25 protein-coding genes and 1 tRNA gene are annotated in these 25,773 nt (G+C 29.1%); 5 read left to right on the top strand and 21 right to left on the bottom strand.

The annotated features are described in order from the left end of the window. Window positions 1-23: 23 nt before the first annotated feature. From DB313_RS04175 to DB313_RS04165, 3 genes are read right to left on the bottom strand one after another with little or no spacing between them, the layout of a single operon-like run. On the bottom strand, window positions 24-539 hold the full coding sequence (locus tag DB313_RS04175) for an OmpH/Skp family outer membrane protein (RefSeq protein ID WP_120104563.1): 516 nt from the start codon (window positions 537-539) through the stop codon (window positions 24-26). A 32-nt stretch (window positions 540-571) separates the two neighbouring features. After that, complete coding sequence (bamA, locus tag DB313_RS04170) at window positions 572-3,031, bottom strand: outer membrane protein assembly factor BamA (protein ID WP_120104562.1); 2,460 nt, start codon at window positions 3,029-3,031, stop codon at window positions 572-574. A gap of 17 nt (window positions 3,032-3,048) precedes the next feature. After that, entirely contained in the window at window positions 3,049-7,440 is a 4,392-nt protein-coding gene (locus tag DB313_RS04165) for a translocation/assembly module TamB domain-containing protein (RefSeq protein ID WP_120104561.1), read from the bottom strand. 73 nt (window positions 7,441-7,513) lie between these two features. On the opposite strand from DB313_RS04165, the gene tmk reads away from it, so the two are divergent. Then, complete coding sequence (gene tmk, locus DB313_RS04160) at window positions 7,514-8,122, top strand: dTMP kinase (RefSeq protein WP_120104560.1); 609 nt, start codon at window positions 7,514-7,516, stop codon at window positions 8,120-8,122. Between the two features lie 26 nt (window positions 8,123-8,148). Continuing rightward, complete coding sequence (locus DB313_RS04155) at window positions 8,149-8,766, top strand: hypothetical protein (protein ID WP_120104559.1); 618 nt, start codon at window positions 8,149-8,151, stop codon at window positions 8,764-8,766. On the opposite strand, the gene DB313_RS04150 is transcribed toward DB313_RS04155, so the two are convergent. The 18 genes from DB313_RS04150 to DB313_RS04065 all read right to left on the bottom strand — a co-directional run bounded on the left by DB313_RS04150 (window position 8,763) and on the right by DB313_RS04065 (window position 23,212). Then, window positions 8,763-9,878, bottom strand: coding sequence for a thymidine kinase (locus DB313_RS04150; RefSeq protein ID WP_120104558.1), 1,116 nt, complete (start codon window positions 9,876-9,878; stop codon window positions 8,763-8,765). The two genes, DB313_RS04155 and DB313_RS04150, sit on opposite strands and share 4 nt — an antisense overlap. 29 nt (window positions 9,879-9,907) lie before the next feature. Continuing rightward, window positions 9,908-11,545: a S1C family serine protease gene (locus DB313_RS04145; RefSeq protein ID WP_238614521.1), complete on the bottom strand. Its 1,638-nt coding sequence runs from the start codon at window positions 11,543-11,545 to the stop codon at window positions 9,908-9,910. A gap of 16 nt (window positions 11,546-11,561) precedes the next feature. Continuing rightward, window positions 11,562-13,037 (bottom strand): hypothetical protein, encoded by a 1,476-nt coding sequence (locus DB313_RS04140; RefSeq protein WP_120104556.1) that lies wholly within the window; start codon window positions 13,035-13,037, stop codon window positions 11,562-11,564. Between the two features lie 21 nt (window positions 13,038-13,058). Next, entirely contained in the window at window positions 13,059-14,969 is a 1,911-nt protein-coding gene (gene ftsH / locus DB313_RS04135; protein ID WP_120104555.1) for an ATP-dependent zinc metalloprotease FtsH, read from the bottom strand. Then, window positions 14,966-16,282 (bottom strand): tRNA lysidine(34) synthetase TilS, encoded by a 1,317-nt coding sequence (gene tilS, locus DB313_RS04130; RefSeq protein WP_174220853.1) that lies wholly within the window; start codon window positions 16,280-16,282, stop codon window positions 14,966-14,968. The genes ftsH and tilS overlap by 4 nt, the downstream gene beginning before the upstream one ends. Then, complete coding sequence (pth, locus tag DB313_RS04125) at window positions 16,282-16,848, bottom strand: aminoacyl-tRNA hydrolase (RefSeq protein WP_120104553.1); 567 nt, start codon at window positions 16,846-16,848, stop codon at window positions 16,282-16,284. The genes tilS and pth overlap by 1 nt, the downstream gene beginning before the upstream one ends. Window positions 16,849-16,854: 6 nt before the next feature. Further along, a complete protein-coding gene (locus DB313_RS04120; protein ID WP_420808980.1) occupies window positions 16,855-17,400 on the bottom strand; it encodes a 50S ribosomal protein L25/general stress protein Ctc in 546 nt (181 codons plus the stop codon). A gap of 24 nt (window positions 17,401-17,424) precedes the next feature. Next, window positions 17,425-17,496 (bottom strand) — tRNA-Gln (locus DB313_RS04115). Between the two features lie 65 nt (window positions 17,497-17,561). Beyond that, window positions 17,562-17,852: a septation regulator SpoVG gene (gene spoVG, locus DB313_RS04110; RefSeq protein ID WP_120104551.1), complete on the bottom strand. Its 291-nt coding sequence runs from the start codon at window positions 17,850-17,852 to the stop codon at window positions 17,562-17,564. Between the two features lie 98 nt (window positions 17,853-17,950). Continuing rightward, window positions 17,951-18,301 carry a ribosome silencing factor gene (rsfS, locus tag DB313_RS04105; protein ID WP_174220871.1) on the bottom strand — a complete coding sequence of 117 codons (351 nt, stop codon included), beginning with the start codon at window positions 18,299-18,301 and terminating at the stop codon, window positions 17,951-17,953. After that, window positions 18,276-19,460 (bottom strand): LCP family protein, encoded by a 1,185-nt coding sequence (locus DB313_RS04100; protein WP_120104549.1) that lies wholly within the window; start codon window positions 19,458-19,460, stop codon window positions 18,276-18,278. Before DB313_RS04100 ends, rsfS begins: the two co-directional genes overlap by 26 nt. A gap of 9 nt (window positions 19,461-19,469) precedes the next feature. Then, complete coding sequence (nadD, locus tag DB313_RS04095; RefSeq protein ID WP_120104548.1) at window positions 19,470-20,036, bottom strand: nicotinate (nicotinamide) nucleotide adenylyltransferase; 567 nt, start codon at window positions 20,034-20,036, stop codon at window positions 19,470-19,472. A 75-nt stretch (window positions 20,037-20,111) separates the two neighbouring features. After that, window positions 20,112-21,104 carry a GTPase ObgE gene (obgE, locus tag DB313_RS04090; protein ID WP_120104547.1) on the bottom strand — a complete coding sequence of 331 codons (993 nt, stop codon included), beginning with the start codon at window positions 21,102-21,104 and terminating at the stop codon, window positions 20,112-20,114. A 24-nt stretch (window positions 21,105-21,128) separates the two neighbouring features. Further along, complete coding sequence (rpmA, locus tag DB313_RS04085; RefSeq protein ID WP_120104546.1) at window positions 21,129-21,374, bottom strand: 50S ribosomal protein L27; 246 nt, start codon at window positions 21,372-21,374, stop codon at window positions 21,129-21,131. Next, a complete protein-coding gene (locus DB313_RS04080) occupies window positions 21,361-21,693 on the bottom strand; it encodes a ribosomal-processing cysteine protease Prp (RefSeq protein WP_120104683.1) in 333 nt (110 codons plus the stop codon). The genes rpmA and DB313_RS04080 overlap by 14 nt, the downstream gene beginning before the upstream one ends. Then, window positions 21,693-22,004 carry a 50S ribosomal protein L21 gene (gene rplU / locus DB313_RS04075; protein ID WP_120104545.1) on the bottom strand — a complete coding sequence of 104 codons (312 nt, stop codon included), beginning with the start codon at window positions 22,002-22,004 and terminating at the stop codon, window positions 21,693-21,695. The genes DB313_RS04080 and rplU overlap by 1 nt, the downstream gene beginning before the upstream one ends. A gap of 105 nt (window positions 22,005-22,109) precedes the next feature. Further along, a complete protein-coding gene (locus DB313_RS04070; protein WP_120104544.1) occupies window positions 22,110-22,640 on the bottom strand; it encodes an adenine phosphoribosyltransferase in 531 nt (176 codons plus the stop codon). A 38-nt stretch (window positions 22,641-22,678) separates the two neighbouring features. Next, on the bottom strand, window positions 22,679-23,212 hold the full coding sequence (locus DB313_RS04065) for a DUF2147 domain-containing protein (RefSeq protein ID WP_420808994.1): 534 nt from the start codon (window positions 23,210-23,212) through the stop codon (window positions 22,679-22,681). 195 nt (window positions 23,213-23,407) lie between these two features. Between DB313_RS04065 and flgF the strand changes: the two genes are divergently transcribed. Genes flgF through DB313_RS04050 form a run of 3 tightly spaced genes read left to right on the top strand, consistent with a single transcriptional unit; the run spans window position 23,408 to window position 25,704 of the window. Further along, complete coding sequence (gene flgF, locus DB313_RS04060) at window positions 23,408-24,256, top strand: flagellar basal-body rod protein FlgF (protein ID WP_120104542.1); 849 nt, start codon at window positions 23,408-23,410, stop codon at window positions 24,254-24,256. Between the two features lie 12 nt (window positions 24,257-24,268). Further along, window positions 24,269-25,063, top strand: coding sequence for a flagellar basal-body rod protein FlgG (flgG, locus tag DB313_RS04055; RefSeq protein ID WP_120104541.1), 795 nt, complete (start codon window positions 24,269-24,271; stop codon window positions 25,061-25,063). Next, on the top strand, window positions 25,063-25,704 hold the full coding sequence (locus tag DB313_RS04050; RefSeq protein ID WP_120104540.1) for a hypothetical protein: 642 nt from the start codon (window positions 25,063-25,065) through the stop codon (window positions 25,702-25,704). Before flgG ends, DB313_RS04050 begins: the two co-directional genes overlap by 1 nt. Window positions 25,705-25,773: the final 69 nt, after the last annotated feature.

The following is a 25,773-nucleotide window of genomic DNA, read 5'->3' as shown; positions in this document are numbered from 1 at the left end:
AAATCTTCATCACTACTACCAATTTACTGCTTATTTAAATGTTTAATAACATCATCTGTTATATCAACAGTACTATTATAATAAAGGATATAAGGATTATCCTTTTTCATAACCAAAGAAATACCATTAGTCTCTGCTATATACTGAACTCCATTAAGTATTTTGCTCCAAAGTGCACCATCACTATTAATGCTGTTTATATTAATCTGCTTTTGTTGGTCAAGATTACTTTTTGCTAAAGTTGTAAGCTTCTTAAGCTCATCTATCTTCAAATTATACTGATTACCATAAGACCTTGCATTATCTAAATCATGAACACCAACAGCCTCATCATACATTCTTCTCAAATCTTTAATCTCAGTATTCAAAGCATCTATTTTTTCTTGATAATGCTTCTTCAACTGCTCAAGATTAGATTTTAACTGTGGATTCAAAAATTCAATTACAACTTTTTCAAAATCCACAATACCTACCTTTGTAACATCTATTGCAAAAATATTTAATGGCAATAAAAACACTAACAAAAATACCAAAGGCATACTTTTCTCCTTATAAAGACAAAACAATTATATCAATATCTCATATCAATTGCTAAGAAAAATTTAAACCCTGAATAGTAATCATAATGTTTATTAACACCCCTATTATCAAAATAAAATGGATAAGCTATAACTAAAGATAAAGGCAACTGAGGCAATAAACTTCTAACCCCAAATCCCCAACTAAACATAAAACTACTAAATGGAACAAATAAAGCATTTTCCTTCTCTTCCAAAGAATATGCAGCTATATCCAAAAACAAAGCATCCCAAACTAAAATATTCTTAATCACAGGCATTGATAACTGAATAGTATTAACAAATGAACTATAAATATTTTTTAAAGTCCCCCATCCTCTTGCTATCATAAAGTTTTCACTAATAGTTATAAAGTGGTGTGGTTGTATTTCTGTTTCAAAACCATTCCCAAGAGGTGGTAAAATATTTGTATAAACACTTCTTAGAGTCAATATTAAGTCAAAATAGGGAGTAAAAATATCTTGATATCCTAAAAGAGAGAAATACCTTTCAAATGTTGTCGTGGATTTTGTAAAGTGGCTCTGCCCAAATAAAAACCCACCAAAAAAATCAAATTGCTGTTTAAGCAAAAACCCATCATTAGATAAAGATTGAGAATTTCTTGTATCCCACGCAATACCAAGTCCAAGAGAATTTTCAAACCTAATAGTATTATAATTGTCCCTTAAGTAATAGCTTGAAGGCCTATTAACACTATTATCATAATATACATATTTTAAAGCAGATTGCACAGTACCAGTAAATGTTTGCTTGCCAAGGTAATTAGAAAAAGTGTATCCAGTAACTAAAGCTAAGCTCAATTTTACCAAAGAATAATTCATAATATTAAAATCTGAAAAATTCTTTGCATTATGATACTCTTCCCAACTCTCAAAAGGATCTGGTACTTCCTTTTTACCCGTAAAAATAGGTCCATTAATATCTTGGTAGGCCGTATTTATAGAATGTGAAAAATCAAGAAATCCTCCAAAAGTCCATCTAGTCTGCATAAACCAATAATCTTCAAATGATAATCTAAAACTTTGTTCTGAGAATGCAAGATTAAGTCTTGCCGATAAAGAATATCCTTCACCTAAAAAATTAGATTGCTCCCACTGCCCAAACAATGAAAATGGAAACCAAGAGTTACTAAACCCACCAAAATTCATACCAAACCTGAAGCTTGCTGTTTCCCTCTCCTCAACGGAAAAATTTATTTTCATCAAACCATCAATATTACTCTGTGCAATATCAGGGACAACATTTCCAAAATAACCAAGTCTTTGTAAATTAAGCATTCCCATTCTAAATTTTTCCAAACTAAAAACATCTCCCTCCATTAGAGGTATTTCTCTAAGTATTACATGAGAAGCTGTTTTCTTATTCCCCGAAATATTAATAGATTCAATATGAGCTTTATCTTTTTCTACTATCTTAATTAAATAATCTACAAATTCTCCCCTCATTGTTCTAGAAGGCAAAATCTCTGTAAATATGTATCCATCTGAATAATACTTTTCCCTAACTTTAGCAAAGTCCTGCTCAAATTTTGCATCATTAAAAATATCTCCTTCCCTTAGGGTAATTAAAGACTGTAACTCCTCTAAACTAAAAACCAAATTACCAGAAATTTCAAGCTTACCAAATTTAAAAACATTGCCTTCTGAAATAAAATATTTCAAAAAAACTTCTTTTTCCATTTTACCAGGATCACTAGGTTCTCGTATATCCACAGTATTATCTACAACCTTAACATTAATATATCCATTATTCTTATAAAAAGACTCAAGTTGAACCTTATCTTTATCAATATTTGACTTTAAATATTTTCCATCAGAAAATAAAGAAGCTGTTCTTGATGCTAAATATTTCCTAAGAGTACTACTCTTAAAGTTCAAATTTCCCTCAAAATCGACCTCTTTAACAACATACTTAGCACCAGCATTTATTTCAAATACAATATCTACTAAATTATTTTCTTCCTTTGTCTCATATTTAACAGAAACATCAAGATATCCAGCTTCTCTGTACATCTCTTCAAACTTAACAACACTTCTCTTAACATTTGCAAGATTTAAAGACTCATTTACCTTGACATTTGACTTATCACGAAGCTCACTATTCCAAAAAACTTTACTATTATCAACAAAAGAAACAGTCTTTACTAAAGACTTTTCCTTTACAAAGAATGTAATAAAAAGTTTATCATCATCTACCTTAAACTCAGGTCTAATAAGTCCATCAAAATAATCAAGAGCATAAAGATCAACCTGTAACTTATCAAAAACTTCATTAGAATAAATTTGCCCCAAATAAGGATTTAAAATAGAGGCAAGATCCCTTTCTTTTATATTTTTAAGTCCATTAAAATCAATACTTTTTATAATCTTACCCTCATATTTAGTCTGAGAATAAACTAAACTAATAGGAAATAAGAAAAAAAATATAAAAATAAAAATCTTAAAAGACTTCATCTAAAACCCCTTAGCACTCAATACTTAAATCTCCAAGAAATAGATATCTTATTTCCTATGCCATGCAAACCATTTTTCATGAAATCATAATCAAAAATATAATCAACAAAGAAAAATGGCGAATCAAGTTCAATACCAAAATTGACGCTAAAATTTAAATTCTGAGAAAATGGCGTTACTTGCTCTTTTAAAAAACCAAACCCTGCCTTACCAAAAACACCATTAGCAAAATATTTACCCACCTCAACACTTGTATTGTCAAGAAAACTTGCAAAAGTTGGGTTCCCCAAGATACCAATAGCATTCCTTAATATATCTGTCTTTATACTCAACAGGTCTAATTTTAATACAGAACGCACATAATCTTCAATAGGCTGTACTACCAAATCCACAAGAATATCATTAGCTAATCCAATTGCAATCTCAGCCGTATTGGTACCTGCAGACTGCAATCCATGTTCACCTCCAATTATTGCACTTGACAAAAGATATTTTATCTCTTGTTCCGTTCGAACAGGATAAGATACAAATTTAAGATTCCATAAGCTCAAAGGACCATCCATACTCATAGTTACAAGCAATTTTTCACTACCATCTTTAATTGTATTTGTTGCTTCAATTCCTACCCATGGATCAAATTTAATCTTATTTTCATTAAAAGATATATATGAACCACCTTTGAATACAAATTTCTTATTATTGTAATTAACAGAACCACTTGCTATATTTAAATCTCCCTTAAGCATAAAATCATCTGTTTTAGTATCAGACTTAATTATCAAATTATTGTCTTTAGCAACAGTAACACTTAAAAATGAAATCTTATTATCTGGCCAATGAAAAGTAACATTACTATCAAAATTTATTTCAAGATCTGTAACAATATCAAAATCTTTAGAATTAACGTCCGTAGTTCTAGCACCCTTTGTTCTTTTAAAAGGATCCATTAAAAAATCAAAAATCGAATTTTCAAGCAAGTAAACCCAAGAATTTGAAATATTTAGATTTCCCCTAAACACAATCTCTTCAGAATTACCCTCAATAAAAAAGTTACCCGATGCATAACCAATAAAATTTATAGTTACCTTATCAAATTTAATAGGCACTCCAGAGCCACTAGGCACATCAATATCTATCTTATAATAATCAACAATAGTATCACTTAAAAAATTCAGATTAAGACTAGCAGATACATTAACATCCGAATAATAGCTTAAATTAAAGCTATTATCTAAGATTAGCTTATTATCTTGAACCAAAATTGGTACATTAACTAACTCTAAAATTCTACTCTTTCCATGCTGTCTAGAAGATTTCAGATATTCAGTACTAATTGAACCATTTACTACATTAAGCTCCCCATTAAGATTTGGATTGTATAAATCACCATCAATACTCAATTCACCACTTAAATTAATATCATAAAGAATAAAATGCTCATTAATATTAAAAAGAGATGCCGAATTTAAGAAATCTTTTGTAATCAACTCTGAATCAAATTTAATATCTTGGATATTCCCATTAATTTTATTCTGTAAAATTTTACCCGATGCTTCAAAGCTAAGAGGCAAATAATCACCAAGCCTAACATTAAAATTGCCATCAATATATTCATATAAAACATTAATAAGGTCATATTCAATTGATGCTGCACTAAATTTCTCAAGGTTGTTTTTAAATTCAATTGTAAGATTAGAAAGATTATTATCTTTATATTTTACGTCTCTAAAAGAAATTTCCCCTTCCGTTTCTCTCTTTAAAATACCAAGTTCTTCCTCCTCCTTATTTTCAAATTTTTGAAAACTTGCTTCTACTCTTGAAGAAAAAAGATCACTATCAATATTTAAATTAGAAACTCCAATAGAATTTTTAATATCATATCTAAAACTACCTGTAAGAATTTCTCTTTTATTTTGTCTTGCTTTTATGTTATAAACATTAAGATTATTGTCAACTAAACCCAATTTCAAAGAAAAATATGTAGGAATACCTATTAAAGACAGTCCATCTGTTTCAAGATATGCATTAAGAGAATAATTAAATAAATCATTATCCTTAAAATTAAGGATAAAATTACCATTAGCTTTTCCATTTAAGAACGACAAAAATTTAAAATTATCAAAATCCAATCCCTGAAACCTACCCAAAACATAATTGCCATCCTCATTAGAATTAACACCCAAAAAATAACGTTCCGAACTCAAATTCGAAAATAAGTTTATCTCACCACTAAGCTTATCATTTAAATCAAAATGCCCCTGTCCTTGTAAACTTGAATACTTATTTACAAATCTAATATTTAAAAGATTAATTTCTTTATTCTTATATAAACCCTCAAAACTAAAATTAAGATTATAAGCCGGAGTATCTGAAATCTTATCCACTCTAAATTTATTGATTGTAACACTTAAATCATTACTAATTCTCTCGTAATTTCCATAAGAATTAATATTTAATAAAATATCAGAATCTTTATTATGAAACCGAAAATCATCAACATTTAAAGAATAAACTATCATTGAATTAGCATAATTTAAACTAGCTTTTGCCTTAGGAGAAAATTCAAGATTAACATGCTTATCTTTGAAATTAAACTCAAGATAAAAAGGATAATTCTTATTTAAATAACTAAAATCCGTAGTGATCTTTAATCTATCATTAAACAAATGTATTAAAAAAATAGAATTTACATTATAATCGCCACTCTTATAATTAAAGTTCTTCACCTTATAAATATCTTTTTCCCCACTAGCATCAAACATTAAATTAAAATCATCTAATTTTGAAGCAATAGAAAAATTAAGGCTATTTAACTTAGTCTTAGCATAATCCAGAGTATTTAAATAAAAATCCGAAGTTAAATTTAAATACTTACCCGACAATAAATGCTCAGGAATAAAATTAGTAATCATAGATTCTGGAAGAAGATCATTTACGAAAAACAAAGGGAATTCTTTAACACCCAAATTAAATCTAAAATTTTCCTTATCAAAATCCCCTTTTAATAGAATTTTAGAACTATTATTTTTAAAATTTATCAAATAATTAATATAAGTTTTATCTTGAGAGAAATGTGTTTTAAGATTTAAATTTTGAATTTTAAGATTACCAATTCTAAAATTATCAGATTTTACCAAAAAATCTTTCTGTTCTTCACTAAAATCTAAATGCCCATTAATATCTCTAAAATTTAGTATTCTTGCAGACCTAAAATCAAGCCTTCCTATTGGCACGAAATCCTCTAAAGAGTAGTAACCCTTATAATTAATAAAACCCCTCTTAAGTTTTAAAAAAGCATTCTGTATATTTACAATTCTCTCATTACCTTTAAGTTGTATTCTTACTCCCTGAATCTCTTTATTTATCGTGCTGTCTTGTGAGGATGAATTTAATAAAAATGCATATCTTAAATCTTCATCTTTAAAATCATAGGAAAATGCTAATTGACCATTCAAATTTATATCAAAATAATCTCTATAAACATTAAAACTTTCATTAAGTCTTATCCAGTTCAAAAGATTGATATCAAAAAATAAAGCATCTAGCCTTAAAAATTTTTTATTAGCATTATAACTTAAATTAAAATCCAAATTTTCTCTTCTAAGATTAAATACTTCAAGATTTCCCTTTGAATAATTTATTTGGAAACCCTGGTCAAGTAAAGAAAAAGAACTTGTATTAAATTCCAAAAAACTGATATTAACATATCCATCTTCAAGATCCTTTTTAAACTTACCTTCAAAATAAAATGTCGAGCTCAAAGAACTCTCATTAATAACATCTTCTTTTAAATCCGAAAAAGAACTAAAATCAACAATAGAACTATATAAAAAATCATCATCAATTGTTTTTAATGCAAAACTCTTAACTTGAAATTTTAAGAATTTATCTGAACTTAATTTGAGATTAATATTGATGTCTTCCATATTAATATGGAGCTTATCCAGATAATCAGAGATTTTACCGATAATTGCATGGCTATTGAATTTATCATCATTTAGTTCAAACTCACCAGAACCTGAACTTGAAGACTTCAAAAGCTTCAAATCATTTAAATCAAAATTTAGAGTACTACCTTCTACAAAAACATCTAAAATAATATTTTTATCTCCTAGTATCAGTTTAAATAAGTCCAAATTTATCTTAACCGTACTCATTAATATTTTGTCTTGGTCATTTAAACTCAATTCTAGATTATCTATCTTTATTGAAGAGAAAAAATAAGGCGCAATTTGATCATATTTTATTTTAAACCCAGATTTCAATTCAAGATAACTTATGACCAAAAATCTTGCAGAATAAACCTGAACTTGTATAAATAAAATAAAAATTACAAGAATTGATATAAAAGTTAAAACTGAGCAAAAAAATGCTAAAGAAACCTTACTTCTCACAAAAAATAAATTCATATATTTATATGTATATTATATAATAATTCACTAGCATCTAATTGCTTTAAAATATCTAAGGAGACTAATTTTTGTGAATAAGGTTCTAAAAAATTTCTATTGTATAGAAGGCATAGATGGTAGTGGAAAAACAACTATAATCCAAAGATTACAAGAACTTTGTGATAACAATTTAAAATACTATTTTACAAAAGAACCCTCAGAAGGAGTAATCGGAGAACTTATAAGAAAACAATTAACTAATTTCAAAAATCCTCTACAAGAAGTATCATTAGCACACCTATATACAGCAGACAGACACGAACATCTCTATCATCCAAAAAATGGAATAATAGAGATATTGAATAAATCTAAAATAAAAGTAATAACTGATAGATATTTATTCTCTTCTATAGCATATCAAGGAGAATTGGGACTTAAGTTAAATAAAGATTTTCCACTTCCTGAAAAACTTTTCTTCATAAAAATAGATCCTATCATTGCCTACAAACGAATTCAAAAAAATAGAACACAACTTGACCTTCTTGAACTTGAAGCAAAAAAGCTTAAAAACATCTACTCCAGATACATAGAAGTGCTAAAAAATTTTGAAGATTTACTTGATATAGTTTACATTGAAAATTCAAATGAAGAGGACTTAGAAATAAGTACAAAAAAAATCTTTAATTTAATAAAATTTTAATATAATTAAAATAAAAGGATACAAAAATGCATCACAAAAGTTTTTTTACCTTAAATTTATTTATACTTTCAATATTCTTGACAATCAATGCAAATGCATCATCAAAATTTTTCTATGCTGAACAATGGTATGTCATTTTTAATACACAAATGAAAAGAAAACCTCAAAATTTTAAAAGGAACATCTTTTTTTTAAAAAATGCATTAAAGTTTCCTTTTGGAAATCCAAAGTATTCTCTAGCAAAAGTAGAAACAAGAGAAGAATGGGACAAATATAAACTCCTATTTAAAATGCATGTAAACCTACTTCTTGTTAAGCAACATCTATATTTAGGCGATTTATTTGACACAAGATATGTATATTTTTACAAAACTCCAAAAAGGGATGGAATTCTTGAAAACTTAAATAAAGCTACAAATTTTTACAAAATAGCTGCCGATTATTATACAGAAGCTTTAACATACCACAAGAAACTAAAAAAATATAAATCTACCACAATACAAAGTGATGGAATAACGAACTGGAAAGACGAGTATTACAGAATTGAAACTAAAGAACTTGACTACTATAATATAATTGAAAAAGAATTAATGCGTATTGAAAAAACAAAGGACTTTTTTAATAAAAGACCAAATCACTTTTAAGATATTTCAAAATTTCCCTTATGCTCCTTTAAAACAAGTATCTTTTGTATGTATTCTTTACTAAGAGAAAATTTATTAACAAGTTCTTTAAAATCATCCTTGTTAAGGATATTATATTCAGATGAAAGCGTAATCAAAGCTCTTTCTGCCAAAAAAGGCAATTCTAATAAATTCTTTAAAACTTCAATTTCACATTTCCCTTTAGATTCAATTAAAAGAGATTTTTCAAAATTTGAATTGCATTTACCACCACTTAAACACAATATTTCTCTCTCAAGTAATTCTTTATCTCCTTGAGAATATAGCAGTGCAAAAGGCTTAAGAACAGTGAAAAAATACTCCCTACCTACAAGATAATGATGTCTAGCACACCTTGTAGCGTAATTCGGATAAATAGCAGACTCAACAGTTTCATCGCCTCCAACAATTAACAAAGGATCAAAGTAAGGTGCTGCTATTTCTTGTCCTCTGTAAAAATAATATCTATATGTTAAAAAAGATTCATCCATACAATTAGCATGCTCACAATAAGCACCAAGACGACAAATTTTATCTGAATATTCTATTAAAAATTTAGCAGTATTATTAAAAATTTCTTTTCTAAAATTATAAAGCAAGGTAGGTAATACAAACAAAATGTTTGAATCTAAGGCAAGCTTATTTAAAACAAAAACCAAGCGTTCATCATAAAAACAAGTTTCATCAATAATAAAAGTTCCATAACAAGGATTGTCTTCTATTATTTTTTCAACATCAAAAGAATTACCCGCAAACCCAACTCCGCTAATTCTATCACTTCCGCCTCCTCTATAAGGAATAACATTCTCCGGATAATCTTTAAATCTTTTCCTATCAAGCACATTTCTAATAAAAAATACATTAGCTCTATTCCTACTCCCCTTAGTTATAGAATCTAAAATTTTTAAAGACTTATTCTTAATGATAAGAGAATCCTTATAAATCTTAGCCGCATATTCTGTCTTTCCGCTACCCATGGGGCCAATTACAAGAATTAAATTTAAATTATTTTTAAAATCAAAATGACTAATAGATACCATATCATCCAGCTTGGACTCCTTCTTTCCATTAGCAAAATTTAAATAAAAACTCATAATAATATACCAACTGCTTTAAAAGATTTTTATACAAAAGCAAGAGAATCAAATGGAATAATAAGTTGCAAAGGAGCTCCTAAATATCCTGAAAATAGTTTTTTAGTATAAAGCAACAAGACAAACACTCTTTTATTTTTAAGATATTTAAAATCATAAATAAAAATCTCATCATTTACCTTAAAATTAAGTTCGCTCCCAATTCTATTGGAAAACACTTTAGTAACCCTATACTCTCTACCAGAAACTAAATTTAAATTTAACCCCAAAAAAGCTCCCATTAAATTCTTTAAAGAATCTACCTTTAAAATACTTTCAATAATATTTCCCGGTCTCTCTTGTGGATAAAGATAACTTTCATAGTTTTTATTATCCCTTTTATACGAAATTTTTACCATAGATTTTCTTTGCAAGATATAATATTGAAGGTCTCTTAGGCTTTCAAATTTTAAAGAATCAACACTAAGAATAGAATCTCCACTCCTCATTCCACCAATATCTGCAGGAGAATTAGGAGCCACATATGATACTTCTAATTTTCCTAAACTTTCAGAGAATATAAATCCCAACCACCGATTTTTTAAATCTCCACCTTCATACATAAAGGGTAATACTTTTAAAACCCATTTTGAAGGTATAACGAAATTAAGACCCTGAGAATTTAAAATTCCAGCAAATGTAAGCCCAATAAATTCTCCAGCTTCATTTATCACAGGTCCACCAGAATTTCCCTGATTAATAGCAGCATCTATTTGATAAGAATCACCCACAGGTAATAATTCCCTATTTTCTCCAGATATTATCCCTGAAGTAATAGTTTTCTCAAGCCCCATAGGAGAACCCATTGCATAAATCCTATCTCCAATATTAATATTTGAAGAATAATTTAGTTCAAACTGATTTTCTACTCTAAAAGCAACCTTAATTAAAGCAAGATCCATTTCCTGCGAATAAGAAATTACTTTTGCAGGAAGTTTTTCGCCCTTACCCCTTGGAAGTCTGACATAAAGACTTGAAATTCCCTTATAATCTTTATCGACTTGAGAACTGATCACATGATAATTAGTTAAAGCATAACCCTTAAGTTTATCAATAACAAAAGCTGTTCCTAAGGCAATATTTGGCGTTCTATTTCCATTTAACAATTTAGTACCCATATTGACCCAAACTGTTAAAACAGATGTATCAAGTAATACATTTCTTGAGGGAGATTTTTCATTAATAATAAAATTCTTTAAAGAACTAAAAGTATTATCAAACGAATAATACTTTGCAAAAAAACTTGCAAGCATTGGATCTTTGTCTTTCAAGCTCTCAAGGTGCTTTAAGATTAATTGCTCCTTGTCTTCATGAAGTATAATCCCAAATAAATTTAAAGTTTCAAGCTTAGAAAGTGCCTTATCATACTCTTTTTTTTGATAAAGATTCAAATATTGACTTTCAATTCCAGACAAAGCTTTATCCCTCAAGTCTATTTGAACTTGACCAATTTCAAAGCCATTATTTTTCAAATTATAGAAACTCGAAAGAGCAATTTCAAAATTCTTATTTTCAATATGACTGTCTATACTTTTAGACGGAATATAATAAATTTGCTTGTCGTCTATTTCCTTTATTGTTTTGCATGAAAAAATTAATACAATAATAAGAAAAAATTTTTTATGCATCAATAATACTTAAAAGCTAATTAATATCATAATATACATCATAACTATCATCTAGGATAACTCTTTTAGCTTTTATAACTCCCCTATCGTAAATTTCAACATAGTTAAACTTCCTAGACCCGTTGACTTTTCTATAAATCGAAATCAAATTTCCAACGCCATAATTTCTAACCTCAATAACCTCAGCTTTATTCAATATTTGTTTCTCTATTAAATTTTCTTTAAAATTTAATAGAGAAATTCTTTTAAGATTCAAATTCAAAATACTAGGTAGAAAAATTTCTAAAATATCAGCCATCAAAAAATCATTAATTCCTACATAATCCACATTATAGATAAAATTATTAAAAATTTCATACTTAAAGGAATTTAAAGCAAAAGTATATATCTCTTTTTTATCGGAATACTCAAACTCAATCATGCTTACATAAGGATAAATAGAATAGGTAACCTTATAACCAAACAAACTATTTTCATAATAGACAGGGGCTTTATTTTTAAAATAAACTTTATTAAAATATTCCTCTTCCTTATTCAATTTTGAAGAATAATCCACTATTTTTGAAAAAAAACCAACCAAAACACCATTATTAAACACTGCAGCACTATTTTTATCGTCCATAAAATACATACCAGATAAATTTTGATAATAACTCAAAAATTCTTTTTTTATCTCAGGATCTGCTAAAAGATCATAAAACATTTTATATTCACCTATAGTCTTTGGAGGATTTTCCGTGAAAAACATATAAGCTTCATCAGGAGTCAAGAGTTTATATTTCAATAAATAAATACTCTGAACACCATTCACTCTTTTACTTCTACTCTTTAAAAGAGAAAATAAAGCAACAGAATTAGGTTCATTTAACGCTACATTCTTACAAATATAATCAATATTATCACTATCAAAAAAAGAATCTTCTCTTAATTTAAGTTTACTAAAAAGGCTTGGAAAAAATTTATTCTCCTTTAAAAACCATTTAAAAAACCTAAAATCATCACTATATACTGCAAAAGAATGTGCTAAAATTCTATCAAAATTCTCATCAAAATCTCCAAGCCTATTTGAAGCTTCAAGTCTCATATAAATCAAGTCTCTGTCATTCTTTAAATCATTATCTAATCTATCATACAAAACAATAATTTCTCTATTTTTAGAAATATCCTCATTTTGCCTTAAAATCAAAGAAAAATATTGGTAATACAAATCTCTAATTTTCACAGATTCAAATTTATTAATATCCATTGCAGATTTTAATAAATAAATTCTATCTAACAATGGAATATCATTCCTTAATGAAAGTTCATAAAGAGCATCTGAATTACTTAGATTAAAATCAAGTGAACCATACACCATATCAATTCCTCTTTGAGTACCTGCAAAATTTTTAGCCTCATTAAGAAGAATTTCTGATATATCCCTATCTCCCTTACTTAAAGTAGCGTTTAAGTTTACTACAAACAAAAGAAGAAGAATCTTCAAGAAACTCATATGACTCCTTAAAAATCTTATTTACCCATTTACTATCTCAAGTTTAGTCTCTTCTATGCTTTTTTCATATTCATATTCATCTTCAATGATATCAAATCCCAAAAGCTCTCTTACTTCCCTATCTGTCAAAGTTTCCCTTAAAATCAAAGCTTCTGCAAGTTTAACTAACTGATCCTTATGTTTAATTAAAATATCTGAAGCCTCTTTTAGACACTCCTCTAAAATTCTCTTAACTTCTCTGTCTACCCTATCCGCAGTATTCTCAGAATATGCCTTTGATTTAGAAAATTCTTTTGGAAGAAAAATAGGTGCATCATCATCCACTAAAAATATCGGACCCACATCTTCTCCCATTCCCCATTCTGTAACCATTTTTTTTGCCAAATTAGTAGCTTGCATTAAGTCGTTCTGCACACCAGCCGTAGTAAACCCTAAATTAATCTGTTCACTTGCATAACCACCATAACATATCTTAATCTTGTCAAGAATTTGATGCTTATTTATTGAAAGCCTATCCTCTTTAGGAAGAGAAAAAGCTACCCCAAGTGCTCTACCTCTAGGTATAATAGTAACCTTATGCAGAGGATCCGCATGTTCAAGATAATAATGAAGCAACGCATGTCCTGCTTCATGATAAGCAGTTTCAAGCTTCTGCCTATCAGTAATAGTCATAGATTTTTTGGCAACACCCATTAATATTTTATCTCTAGCTTCTTCTAAATCCTTCATGAAAATCTCAGATTGATTATTCCTTGCAGCAATTAAAGCTCCCTCATTAATCAAATTTGCAAGATCAGCACCACTAGCACCAGGAGTAGCTCTTGCTATTACATGTAAATTAATATTTTTTGAAAGCTTCGTTTTTTGTGCATGAATATTTAATATTGCTTCTCTCTCTTTAATATCCGGAAGAGTAACCGTTACCTGCCTGTCAAATCTTCCAGGCCTAAGAAGAGCAGAGTCAAGCACATCAGGCCTATTTGTTGCCGCCATCACAATTACATTAGTGTATGTTCCAAATCCATCCATCTCTACTAATAACTGATTAAGAGTTTGTTCTCTCTCATCATGTCCACCGCCAAGTCCAGCACCACGACTCCTTCCAACAGCATCAAGCTCATCAATAAACACAATGCAAGGAGAATTCTTTCTAGCATTATCAAATAAATCTCTAACACGACTTGCTCCAACCCCTACAAACATTTCGACAAAATCAGACCCTGACATATGGAAAAAATTTACACCAGCCTCGCCAGCAACAGCCTTAGCAAGCAAAGTCTTTCCCGTTCCAGGAGATCCAACCAAAAGAACACCCTTCGGTATTCTTGCACCTATCTTTTCAAACTTTTTAGGATTCTTAAGAAATTCTACCACTTCATTAAGTTCCTGTTTAGCTTCTTCTTGACCAGCCACATCCTTAAATGTAACCTTATTCTTGCCTGCCTCATATTTTTGAGCATTGCTTTTCCCAAATGAAAAAACCTTGCCTCCTCCTCCTTGAGTTTGACGAAATATAAAGAAGAAAAAGACAAAAAATAATATCCATGGCAAAGTTTGAAGAAGAACACTAATTAAAGATGCCTGACTCTTCCCAGAACTTACTTCAACTCTCTTACTCTTAAGTTCGGCAAGTAAATTGATATCTAGATAAGGAATGCTAGTTGAAAAATAAGATTTTCCCAAGTTTGAATTCTTGACAATAAACTGAATGTGACTCTTATCAATTATTACAACTGACTCAATTAAACCACTATCTAAATAAGTCTGGAATGTACTATAAGGAACATTCTTATATGTCTCTCCTCCTCTCATAAAATAAGACATGAATATTGCTAAAATTAAAAAGACTATAACAAGACCTAAAATCCAATTTTTATTTTTCTTTTTATTATTAGATTTACCATTATTCAAATTATTATTGTTAATATTCATTCCTTTAAAAATCCTCCAATCAAAGATATATTAATTTTTTTAAGAATGCTCTCATCACTCCACACTAAGTTTAAAGTATTTAAATCAATAATGCCAATTAACTTATTTTTTAACACCAATAACATTAAAAAGAGCGGATTATATCTTACAAATTTAGAAAAGAATCTCTTCGCTTTTAGCCTATTTTTAAAAAATCTATGTTTAAATTCATAAGAACAACATCTCAATTCTAATACAGAACTATCTTCACACTCTAAACATTTTAACAAAATCTTACCTAAAGATAAACTATAATACTCATTAAGTTTCAAGATAAAATCAAACGGTTCATATAAATCTTCAAATCGTTTCAATATAAGATTGATCTTATCTCTACGCTTTTCCAAAACAAAATAATTAGTTCTTAATAAAACTACACTCTTTTTTTTAACATGACCTACTCTAAAAATCTCTCCAAGAGCTCCATATGATATATTTGCTACAATTCCTTCTAAACTTAAAATCTTAAAAACGGTTCTAAAAACTAAATACTTCGGCAACTCAAAAAACACAATAGCATCAAAAGAATAATAATACTTACCCTTATTAAAGGGCAAAAAATTATTTTTGTCAAAATAATCTACAAATTCACTCGAAAATTCAGATATCCTTTTTAAACTCCTTTCATACCCTTTAAAAATTTCACCAATAACAGGTATTAGATTGTTTCTAATCTTATTCCTTAAATATAAGTCTTTATCATTGGTGCTATCAACAGAATAAATAATGTTATTTAAAGAAAGAAATTCTTCAATTTCTTTTCTGGATACCTCAAGTAAAGGTCTAATAATATTTCCATTAATGATTGGAATACCAGAAAGTCCATCCAAAAAAGAGCCTTGAAAAAATCTCATAATTAGAGTTTCAAATTGATCTCCCTTATTATGCGCAAGTGCAATATAACTAGCTTCATTTTCTCTAAAAGATTCTAACAAAGCATCATATCGATATTTTCTAGCTAGCTCTTCAACTGACATACGAAGTTTACTAGCCTCCTTATTTATATCAACACTACAATGCTTTATTTGAAAAGGAATATTATAAAGATTACAAAACTTTTCTATGTGTTCTATTTCCTTATTTTGTTCATAATCTGGCCTTATATAATGTGCAAAATAGAGCGCAACAATATTATTATTCAAATACTCCCTCAAGCTAAGCAACAAGGCAGTAGAATCTGCACCTCCTGAAAAAGCAACAATTACTTTTCCTTTAGTTAGCGCATTTTTTTCATAAAAATCTTCTATCTTTCCTTTTATATTGTTCCAAAACATCAAAAACTACTAGAATTAATCCTTCCAACTTTATCTTCAAAATTAAATTCATTAATGCTTAATATCTCTTCACTTAAAAAATCAAAAACATTCTCAATACATGCTAATTCATTATTGCTAAATTTTGAAAGTACAAAATCTCTAATATTACCTTTATCATTATTGCCAACACCAATATATAGCCTGCTATATTTTGTACTTCCAAGACTCTCAGAAATAGATTTAAGCCCATTATGTGTGGAAGTTCCGCCTACTTTCCTAAGCCTACATTTTCCTAAACGCAAATCAATATTATCAACTATAACCAATAGATTAGATATCTTCATATAAAATTTAGAAAAAACAGAAGGGAAAATATTACCACTCAAATTCATATAAGTTAAAGGCTTAATCAAAACTATTCTTCTGCCTTCAACATTAAAATCAGAATATTCATAATTCTTAGCCTTACTCAAAGAAAGACCATTCTTTAAAATCAACTTATCTATAAGAGTGAAACCAACATTGTGTCTAGTATGAAAAAAATTAGACCCAGGATTCCCTAGGCCAACTATTAATAAATTCATAATTCTCTATTTTACAAGTAAAACAACTAAATTATCGTCCTCTTCAGAAAGCTTAACATTATCAGGAAGTACAACATCCCTAAAAGTTATCTGATCTCCTCTCTTAACGGGAGACAAATCTACTTCAATAAACTCAGGTAATTCTAAAGGTAAAGATTTAACTTTAATCTTAGTCTTAAGCACACTTAAAACTCCACCTTCCTTAACACCAATAGAAGCTCCAACAAATTTAATCTCAACATCCCTTTCAATATCGCGTTCTTGATCAACTTCATAAAAATCAATATGATAAATAAATTTCTTAGTAAGATTCTCATCAACATCTTTAATAAAAACACATTTATCTACATTTCCATCTCTTAAAATTAAAACAGTGTTATTAGTAAATTTTCCAAACTTTTTATTAAATTCATTACTCTTAACCTTTATATGAAGAACATCACGCCCCATCCCATAAACAACAGCCGGTATCTCAGACTTCATTCTTATCCTACGAGCACAAGAAGAACCAAAACCCAAACGATTCTCGTAACTTAAAACCCTACTATCCACAACAAAAACTCCTAAACAAAAATACTGGGACGGAAGGATTCGAACCCTCGAATGACTGGACCAAAACCAGTTGACTTACCACTTGTCGACGTCCCAAATACTTAAATTATCTACAAGTCAAAAGCATACAAAATACAATACTCTTTGTCAATAATATTATATTAACTCAATTCAAGCTCAAGATTTGAAGGATTTTCCTTCACATATTCTCTAAAAATAGAAGTTTGTAAAATTTCTCTAAAATTTTGATTAATAGGATGTACAATATCCTTATATTCTCCTACCTTAGTTCTTCTATTAGGCATGACAATAAAAACACCTTTCTGTCCCTTAATAACTCTAATATTGTGAAGAACTAAACAATCATCAAAAGTAACTGTAACATACGCCAATAACTTAGAACCGGGATTTTTATTATCAACTCTCCTAATTCTTATATCTGTGATATTCACTTCAAAGCCTCCCTAAAATACATGTTTTAAATCTAGAATATTTTTAATTTTTTGTAAATAATTTTTATGATATTTTTATTTTTTTTAATTAAATATCTTTATGAGGATATTATCTCCCCTCTGCTCCATAGCTTTTCAAGCTCATAGTACGCTCTAGCCTTATCACTCATTAAATGTATAATTAAATTCTCACATGAAACAATTGTCCAATCATAAATAAAACCCTTACCCTGAACACAATAATTAAAATGTCTTTCATTAAAAAACTTAACTAATTTCTCAGAATGCAAAGCCTCCATATGCTTAAATGATGAACATGTTACAATAATAAAAAAATCTGCCCAATTACAAACAGAACTAACATCAATACCTAAAACATCAATTCCATCAAAATCAGATATTATTCTGCACAATTCCTTAACATCATCTGTGTTTAACATACCTTCCATCAAAATCATCTCCCAAAATGACTATTACATCAGGACTTATATCAGATCCATCAAGCCCTAATATATCTGCATGAAATTCAGATATTGGCTTAACATTTCTTGCTCTAATGACATCCCCTACTTTCATAGCCATTTCCAAATTATCTGAATTATTTATCACTAAAGTATTAGAATAATTATCCCTATCTGCATTTGCAAATTTTATAATCTTAAATCCCAAAGACTTAAAAATATTAGTCGCATTTCTCGCAAGTCCAGAAGTCTTAGTGCCGTTTAAAATAATAACTTTTACTACCTCTTCATCTTTATTCTCACTTATCAAATCCTTATTTAATTTCTCTATTGATTCTTTAAGAACTGCTCCTCCATAATAAGGAAAAACAACCTTTATTGCACTATTATCACTACTCTTAAATGTTTCTTCTTGTCCTTTAATATTAACAAAAATAAGTTTCTCATTATTTATTTTATAATTGGTAAAAATATATTTAAACACAGTCTCAGAAAGATTTGTATCTAACATAAAATACATCCTTGAAAAATCTTCATGACTCTCATCCAAGTCTTCAAATTGTGCTAAAATCTTTTTAAAAAATTCCTTGAAAAACTCAAATCTCTCATCAAAATAACTAATATCTTTAAAATAATTCAAATAATCATAAGCCTTATCACCATCAAACACAGAGTTACCAGAAGGTATTAAAATAGGATTTATAACACTATATACTTTAACCGGTCTTTGAACAAGAAGTCGCACCCCACCAAGATAATCAATAAATTTGACAAAATTATCCTTTTTAAAGCGAATATAATAATCGGGTTCATGATTTAACTGCCTACATACTTTAGACAAAAATTCATTAAAACTATGTCTCTCATATAAATCTTCAAACCAAGATACATTCCCCTTCAAATCCTCATAACCCGTATAAATAGGAATATCTAAAAATCCAATATTTCCTGTCTTTATATTAATAAAAATTTCTTGCATACTCAAAAGATTGCCAATATCGTCTTCTACTAAAAAGAAAAAACTAATATTACTCTTAGTATTTAATTCAAAATATACTTGTTCTTTTTTTGAACTATCGATAAAAAAAATTACAACACCAAGAACTATCAAAACTATTAAAACTAAAAAAAATAACTCTTTTTTCAATTATTTACCTTAAGCATATAAGTTATTATCTTTAATATATCTTAAAACATCAAAGGGAAGCAAATAATCAACAGGAAAACAATTCTCAATTCTATTTCTAATCTCTGAGGAAGAAATAGGAAAAATTTTATTGTCAATATAAATATGTTTAAAATGACTCACAATCTTTTCTTTATAAATCCTGTGAACTACTACAAGATTCACAGACTGAACTATTTCTTCTGGATTCTTCCATAAAGCAAAATTTTCAAAAAGATCATCTCCAATAACCAAATAAATTTCATCTTGAATATATTTTTTTTTAATGCAAGTAATAGTATCAATGGTATAAGTTATCCCCCCCTTTACTATGTCACATTCATCTATAAACATATTGCTCTCATTTTTTATTGCCAACTTAAGCATTTCAATTCTATCTCTAACGCTAACATTCCCTGCAACAATTTTATGCACAGGCTTATGAGTAGGGATAAATACTACTTTATCAACATTTAGGAAATATTCTATCTCCTTTGCTAAAAACATATGTCCAATGTGTACAGGATTATAAGTACCACCCAATACTGCTATTTTCATAAATCTCCAATTAAATAATATACATTAATCCAACTTCGAAAAAGGCTAATACCAAATTTTTAAAGTAAATAAAAATTAATTTTCTTTACTTCCTACCAAAATAAAAAATTCTCTAACAAGTTCTTCGATTCCTTTATTTTCATAAATAGAAATTCCTAAAACTTTTTCACCCTCTAAACTCTTCTTCATCTGTTCAAAATTTTCATCTGCACCTTCTAAATCAAGTTTATTAGCAACAATTATTCGCCGTTTTTCTAAAAGTCCAGTTCCATATGCACCAAGCTCATTAATAAGAATATTATATGCACTCAAAAAGCTATCATCAGAAACATCAATCAAAAAAACCAAACCAGCGGTTTTTGAAATATGTCTTAAAAATTCAAAACCAAGCCCCACACCTCGACTTGCGCCCTCAATTATCCCAGGAATATCAGCAATCACTAAATCATAATAAAAATTTCTAAGAACACCAAGATGTGGTATTTTAGTAGTAAAAGGATAATCTGCAACCTTTGACCTTGAAGAAGTTATTCTAGAAATGAGTGAAGATTTACCCGAATTAGGTAGCCCAACAAGTCCAATATCAGCTATTAAAAATAATTCCAAGCGAAGACTTAATGTAGAACCTATTTCTCCAGGCTGTGCATATCTTGGGGTTCTTCTTGTAGCACTTTTAAAATTTGAATTTCCAAGTCCGCCTCTACCACCCTTCAGTACAATAAATTCATCATCAAAATTCCGTAGCTCAAATAAAATAGAATTTGTAACAGAATCATAGACACAAGTATTTGGAGGAACACAAAGAATTAAATCCTCTCCATTAGCCCCTTTTTTTTGACATCCCATCCCAGGTTTACCATTATTAGCAGAAAACTTTTGTCCATTCTTATAAAGAGATAAATTTCTAAGATTGTCCTTAACCCTAAAAACTACATTACCTCCCCTTCCTCCATCTCCGCCATCGGGACCTCCCTTCGCCTTAAATCTTTCACGCAAAAAAGAAACACAACCAGCTCCTCCATCACCTGAAGACACAGTTATGCTTATAACATCCTTAAATGTATGCAAATTAACCTCAAATTACACTAAATATTAAACAATATTTACATATTTTCGGCCTCTAGAAGTTTTAAACTCTACCACGCCATCCTTTAATGCAAAGATTGTATAATCTCTACCCAGACCAGAATTCTTCCCCTTATGAAATTTAGTGCCTCGCTGTCTCACAATTATTTCTCCAGCCCTAACAAATTGTCCACCACTTCTCTTAACACCAAGTCTCTTAGATATAGAATCTCTTCCATTCTTAGAACTACCACCACTTTTACTTGTTGCCATTCACTTCCTCCAAAATTAATTTAATATCACAAGGATATTCAAAACACAAATCTTTTATTCCTCTTATTAAAAAATTACTATAATAACAAAGGCTTTTCTTGTTTAAATCCTTAAAAGAAGCCTTAAATTCCAAATAACCCCGTAAAGTATTATCAACATCAAAACTCTCTTCTTCGCAATCAAGGATACTTAAAAAAGTTCTTAAAATAAAAGAAAAAGAAGAGCATACTACATTAAAACAATCATTCCCCTTAGCATGCCCATAAGCTAAAATGTAGATAACGGTGTCATTATGAGTCTTTATTGAAACATTAATCACTAACAAACAATATCATTAACCAACACATAAGAATAAGTTTGTCGATGTCCTACCTTTCGCTCACTTGACTTTCTTCTTCTATATCTATAAGAAATAACTTTTTTATCTTTCTTGTCCTCTAAATAAGTGCATCTCACACAAGACCCCAAAACATAAGGTCTACCTATCTTTACATCTCCATCCTTATTTACAAGCATTACACTATCAAATTCTATTTTCTCTCCCTCACTGGAATCAATCTTATCTATTTTCAAAATTTCTCCCATAATAGCCTTGTACTGCTTTCCCTTTATTTCTAACAATGCATACATCACAATTACCTCTCAATATTCAGGTAAGTATTATAAAGTTAATAAAAGCTAAAGTCAATTATTTAAAGAATTAATAATGTGGATAAATTTCTGTTATTAAAAAAATTAAGAATATCTAACAAGAGAATTAAAATTATATTCCCCTAAAGCATCTCTCCCATTAATCCCTAAAAGCTCAATGAAACAAAATATATCAGATACTACCCCGCCCGCTTTTTCAAGCAACATAGCCGCTGCTTTTAAAGTACCTCCAGTGGCCAAAATATCATCTACCAACAAAATATTTGAATGTTTCTTAACATCGTCCTTATGTATCTCAAGACTACTAAACCCATATTCAAGCTCATACTCTTCTCTTAAAACTTGTCTTGGTAGCTTACCCTCTTTTCTAATCAACAAAAGAGGTAATTTCATTTTCAAAGCCAAAGGAGAACCAATAAGATATCCTCTTGACTCAATAGCCGCAATACAATCAATTTTTTTTAATGAATAAAAAGCATATGCATCCTCTATTAAAGACTCATATGCTTCTGTCTTTAATAAAATATTGGTAATATCATAAAAAAGTATACCTTTCTTTGGGAAGTCAGGTACCCTTAAAATAAATTTATCGTAATATTCAGTTTTATCTTTCATTTAAATTTTCCATAAAGATTAAATTAACAACACAATATTTATTCTTCCGCTACAGGAGGGCTTGGAACTAAATTATCTACATTTAATCTTGGTATTTCATCTTCCTTAGCTCTTGTCCACATCTTAGTTCTGCCAAAAACCCATACCTTACCCTTAGTAATAAGGTTTCCCGTCTTAGGATCTACTCTCATTTCAGAAGTATAAATTTTGCCATTTTTAGGATCAATAATTTTACCTTGATCCCATTTATCATAATCAGGGAAATATTTAAGTCCCCACATAAAATCAAGACCTTCAATCCCCAATTGCTCAAACCCTACAACCCTAGACCCCGAAGGATTATTAACATCATAAATCTTTCCTTCTCTTATCACATTCAATATTCTACCATACACTTTGTCATTGTATTTATAAACATATACTACAGAGTTTTTAACATTTGTAGAATCATCATACCCAACCCAATACCCTAAAACTTCGCTACCATCTTTTGCATTCTCAGTATCACTAGATTCTGCGTATACAAAAGAAGGGAAAAAAGATAAAAACATAATCATTAAAGCCTTTTTAATCATAAACCAACCTCAAATCAAATAAACATTTATAAAAATTATACATTTGTTTTACATTTTTTCAAAAGTGATAATATAAACAATAAAAACTAATAATTCAACCTTTAATAAGTATATAGAATTAAAAATGAAATTGATATATAACTGTTTTGGTGATAAGATTAATGATACAAATAAAAGTAATAAGGATTTAATGTGGTAAGAGGAATTTATACTGCTGCTAGTGGGATGATGGCACAAAGGCACAGGTTGGATGTTATTGCTAACAACTTAGCAAATGTTGATCTTACAGGATATAAAAAAGATTTATCTGTCCAGAAAGCCTTTCCCGAAATGCTCATTAGAAGACTAAATGATGATGGCCTTTACAAATTTCCTACAGGTTACCTTGAGACAGCACCCGTTGTTGGTAAACTTGGCACGGGAGTTGAAGAAAATGAAATACATACTTCCTTTGAACAGGGACCACTAAAAATAACAGGAAATCCTCTTGATATGGCACTAACAGGTGAAGGTTTTTTTGTTGTTCAAACCCCAGAGGGAGAGAGATATACAAGAAATGGTTCATTTACACTTGGAAAAGAAGGTATACTTGTTACAAAAGATGGTTATCCTGTTATTGGAGAGAAAGGATATATTCATTTAAAAGACAATAACTTTAAAATAACAGATCAAGGACAAATATTTCATAATGCAACGTTTGAAAACAATCCCAAAAGGCTTGTGAGCGAATATGAAAACTCTTGGGAAAATTATGAACTTCTTGACAATCTAAAGATTGTGAATTTTGAAAAAACAAGATTTTTAAAAAAACAAGGCAACTCTCTTTGGAATAGCACAGAAATATCTGGGGAAGCTAAAGATATTGCTCTGGGATTAAGGCCCAAAATTGAAGTTAGTGCTTTAGAAGGGTCTAATGTAAATGCTATCAACGAAATGGTATCTATAATTGAAGTTAATAGAGCTTACGAGGCAAATCAAAAAACAATACAAACCGAGGATTCACTTCTTGGTAAATTAATTAATGAAATTGGAAAGTTTTAAGGGAGTTATTTTATGATGAGAGCACTCTGGACAGCAGCCAGTGGAATGAAAGCACAACAATATAATGTAGATACAATTGCTAATAATCTTTCAAATGTAAACACTACAGGATTTAAAAAAATAAGAGCCGAATTTGAAGATTTAATATACCAAACACAAAGAAGAGCAGGTACTCCTGCAACTGAAGACACGGTAAGGCCTCTTGGAAATCAAGTTGGACATGGAACAAAGGTATCAGCAACACATAGAATTTTTGAGCAAGGAAAATTCAAAGCTACCAATTTAAATACTGATATTGCTATTGAAGGAGACGGTTTTTATAAAATGCTCCTACCCGATGGTACTTACGGGTATACTAGAGACGGTTCATTTAAGATAGATGCAAATGGAGACCTTGTAACAAGTCAAGGCTATAAATTATTACCCGAAATATCTTTCCCTGAAGAATATATAAAAGACTCTCTTGCAATATCACAAGAAGGAATAATATCTGTAAAAATTGATGGTGATTATGACCCAATTGAACTGGGACAAATAGAAATTTCAAGATTCGTGAACCCAGCAGGTCTTATTGCAATTGGAAGCAATGTATTTAAAGAAACAATTGGTTCTGGAGAAGAAATATCAGGAACTCCTGGCAGTGATGGAATGGGTAGACTAAGGCAAGGAATTCTTGAAATGTCAAATGTATCCATTGCAGAAGAGATGGTAACAATGATTGTTGCACAAAGAGCTTATGAGATAAACTCAAAAGCAATTCAAACCTCAGACAACATGCTAGGAATTGCTAACAACTTAAAAAGATAGTGAGAAGATATTTAAATAAACTTATATTTATCTATCTTTTTACAATAAACTTAACACAAGCAGTTTCTTATGATACATGTTTTAAAATATCCCCAAACAAGGTATATTTTTTCTCAAAAGAATATTCAAAAATATGTAATGATAATAATTTATCACAAATCTATATAGGTCCTTATTTTAAGCAAAAACAAATAATATTTGAAATGATTAGTTATATCACAAAAAATCTAACAAATAAAAACATTTACATACTTCAATTCAGTTTTGATGAATCAGAAATTCATATAGAAAACAAATTCTCTAATAATATAAAATTTAAAGCAATAAAAAGCACATCCTATAAAAACATACCCATTCAAAAAACTTTAGTTTATTATGCAAAAAAATTTGAAGATTATAAGAAACATAACAAGGTAAATTTATATATTGACATAATAGAACCAATTGTACTTGCAAAAGCACATTTAAAGACTGGACAACACCTAAATGAACATAATGTTTACTTTAAATACAAAATCAATACAGCTAAACCCAATGAATTTTTAAGCTTAAATGAACTAAATAAAGCCAACTATATAGTTTTATATGAAACAAACAAGCACGATGAAATAAAACTAGATAAAATACAAAAACAAAAATAAACTTTAAAAAAATTCAACTAATCCCAACTACCCTAAGAAAAAGTGAAAAACTATGAAGAATTGCAATAA

It is taken from the genome of Borrelia turcica IST7 (assembly GCF_003606285.1).
GTDB classification, from domain to species: domain Bacteria; phylum Spirochaetota; class Spirochaetia; order Borreliales; family Borreliaceae; genus Borrelia; species Borrelia turcica.
Note: the sequence above shows the minus strand (reverse complement) of the source record. Positions and strands in the feature narration are given on the sequence as shown.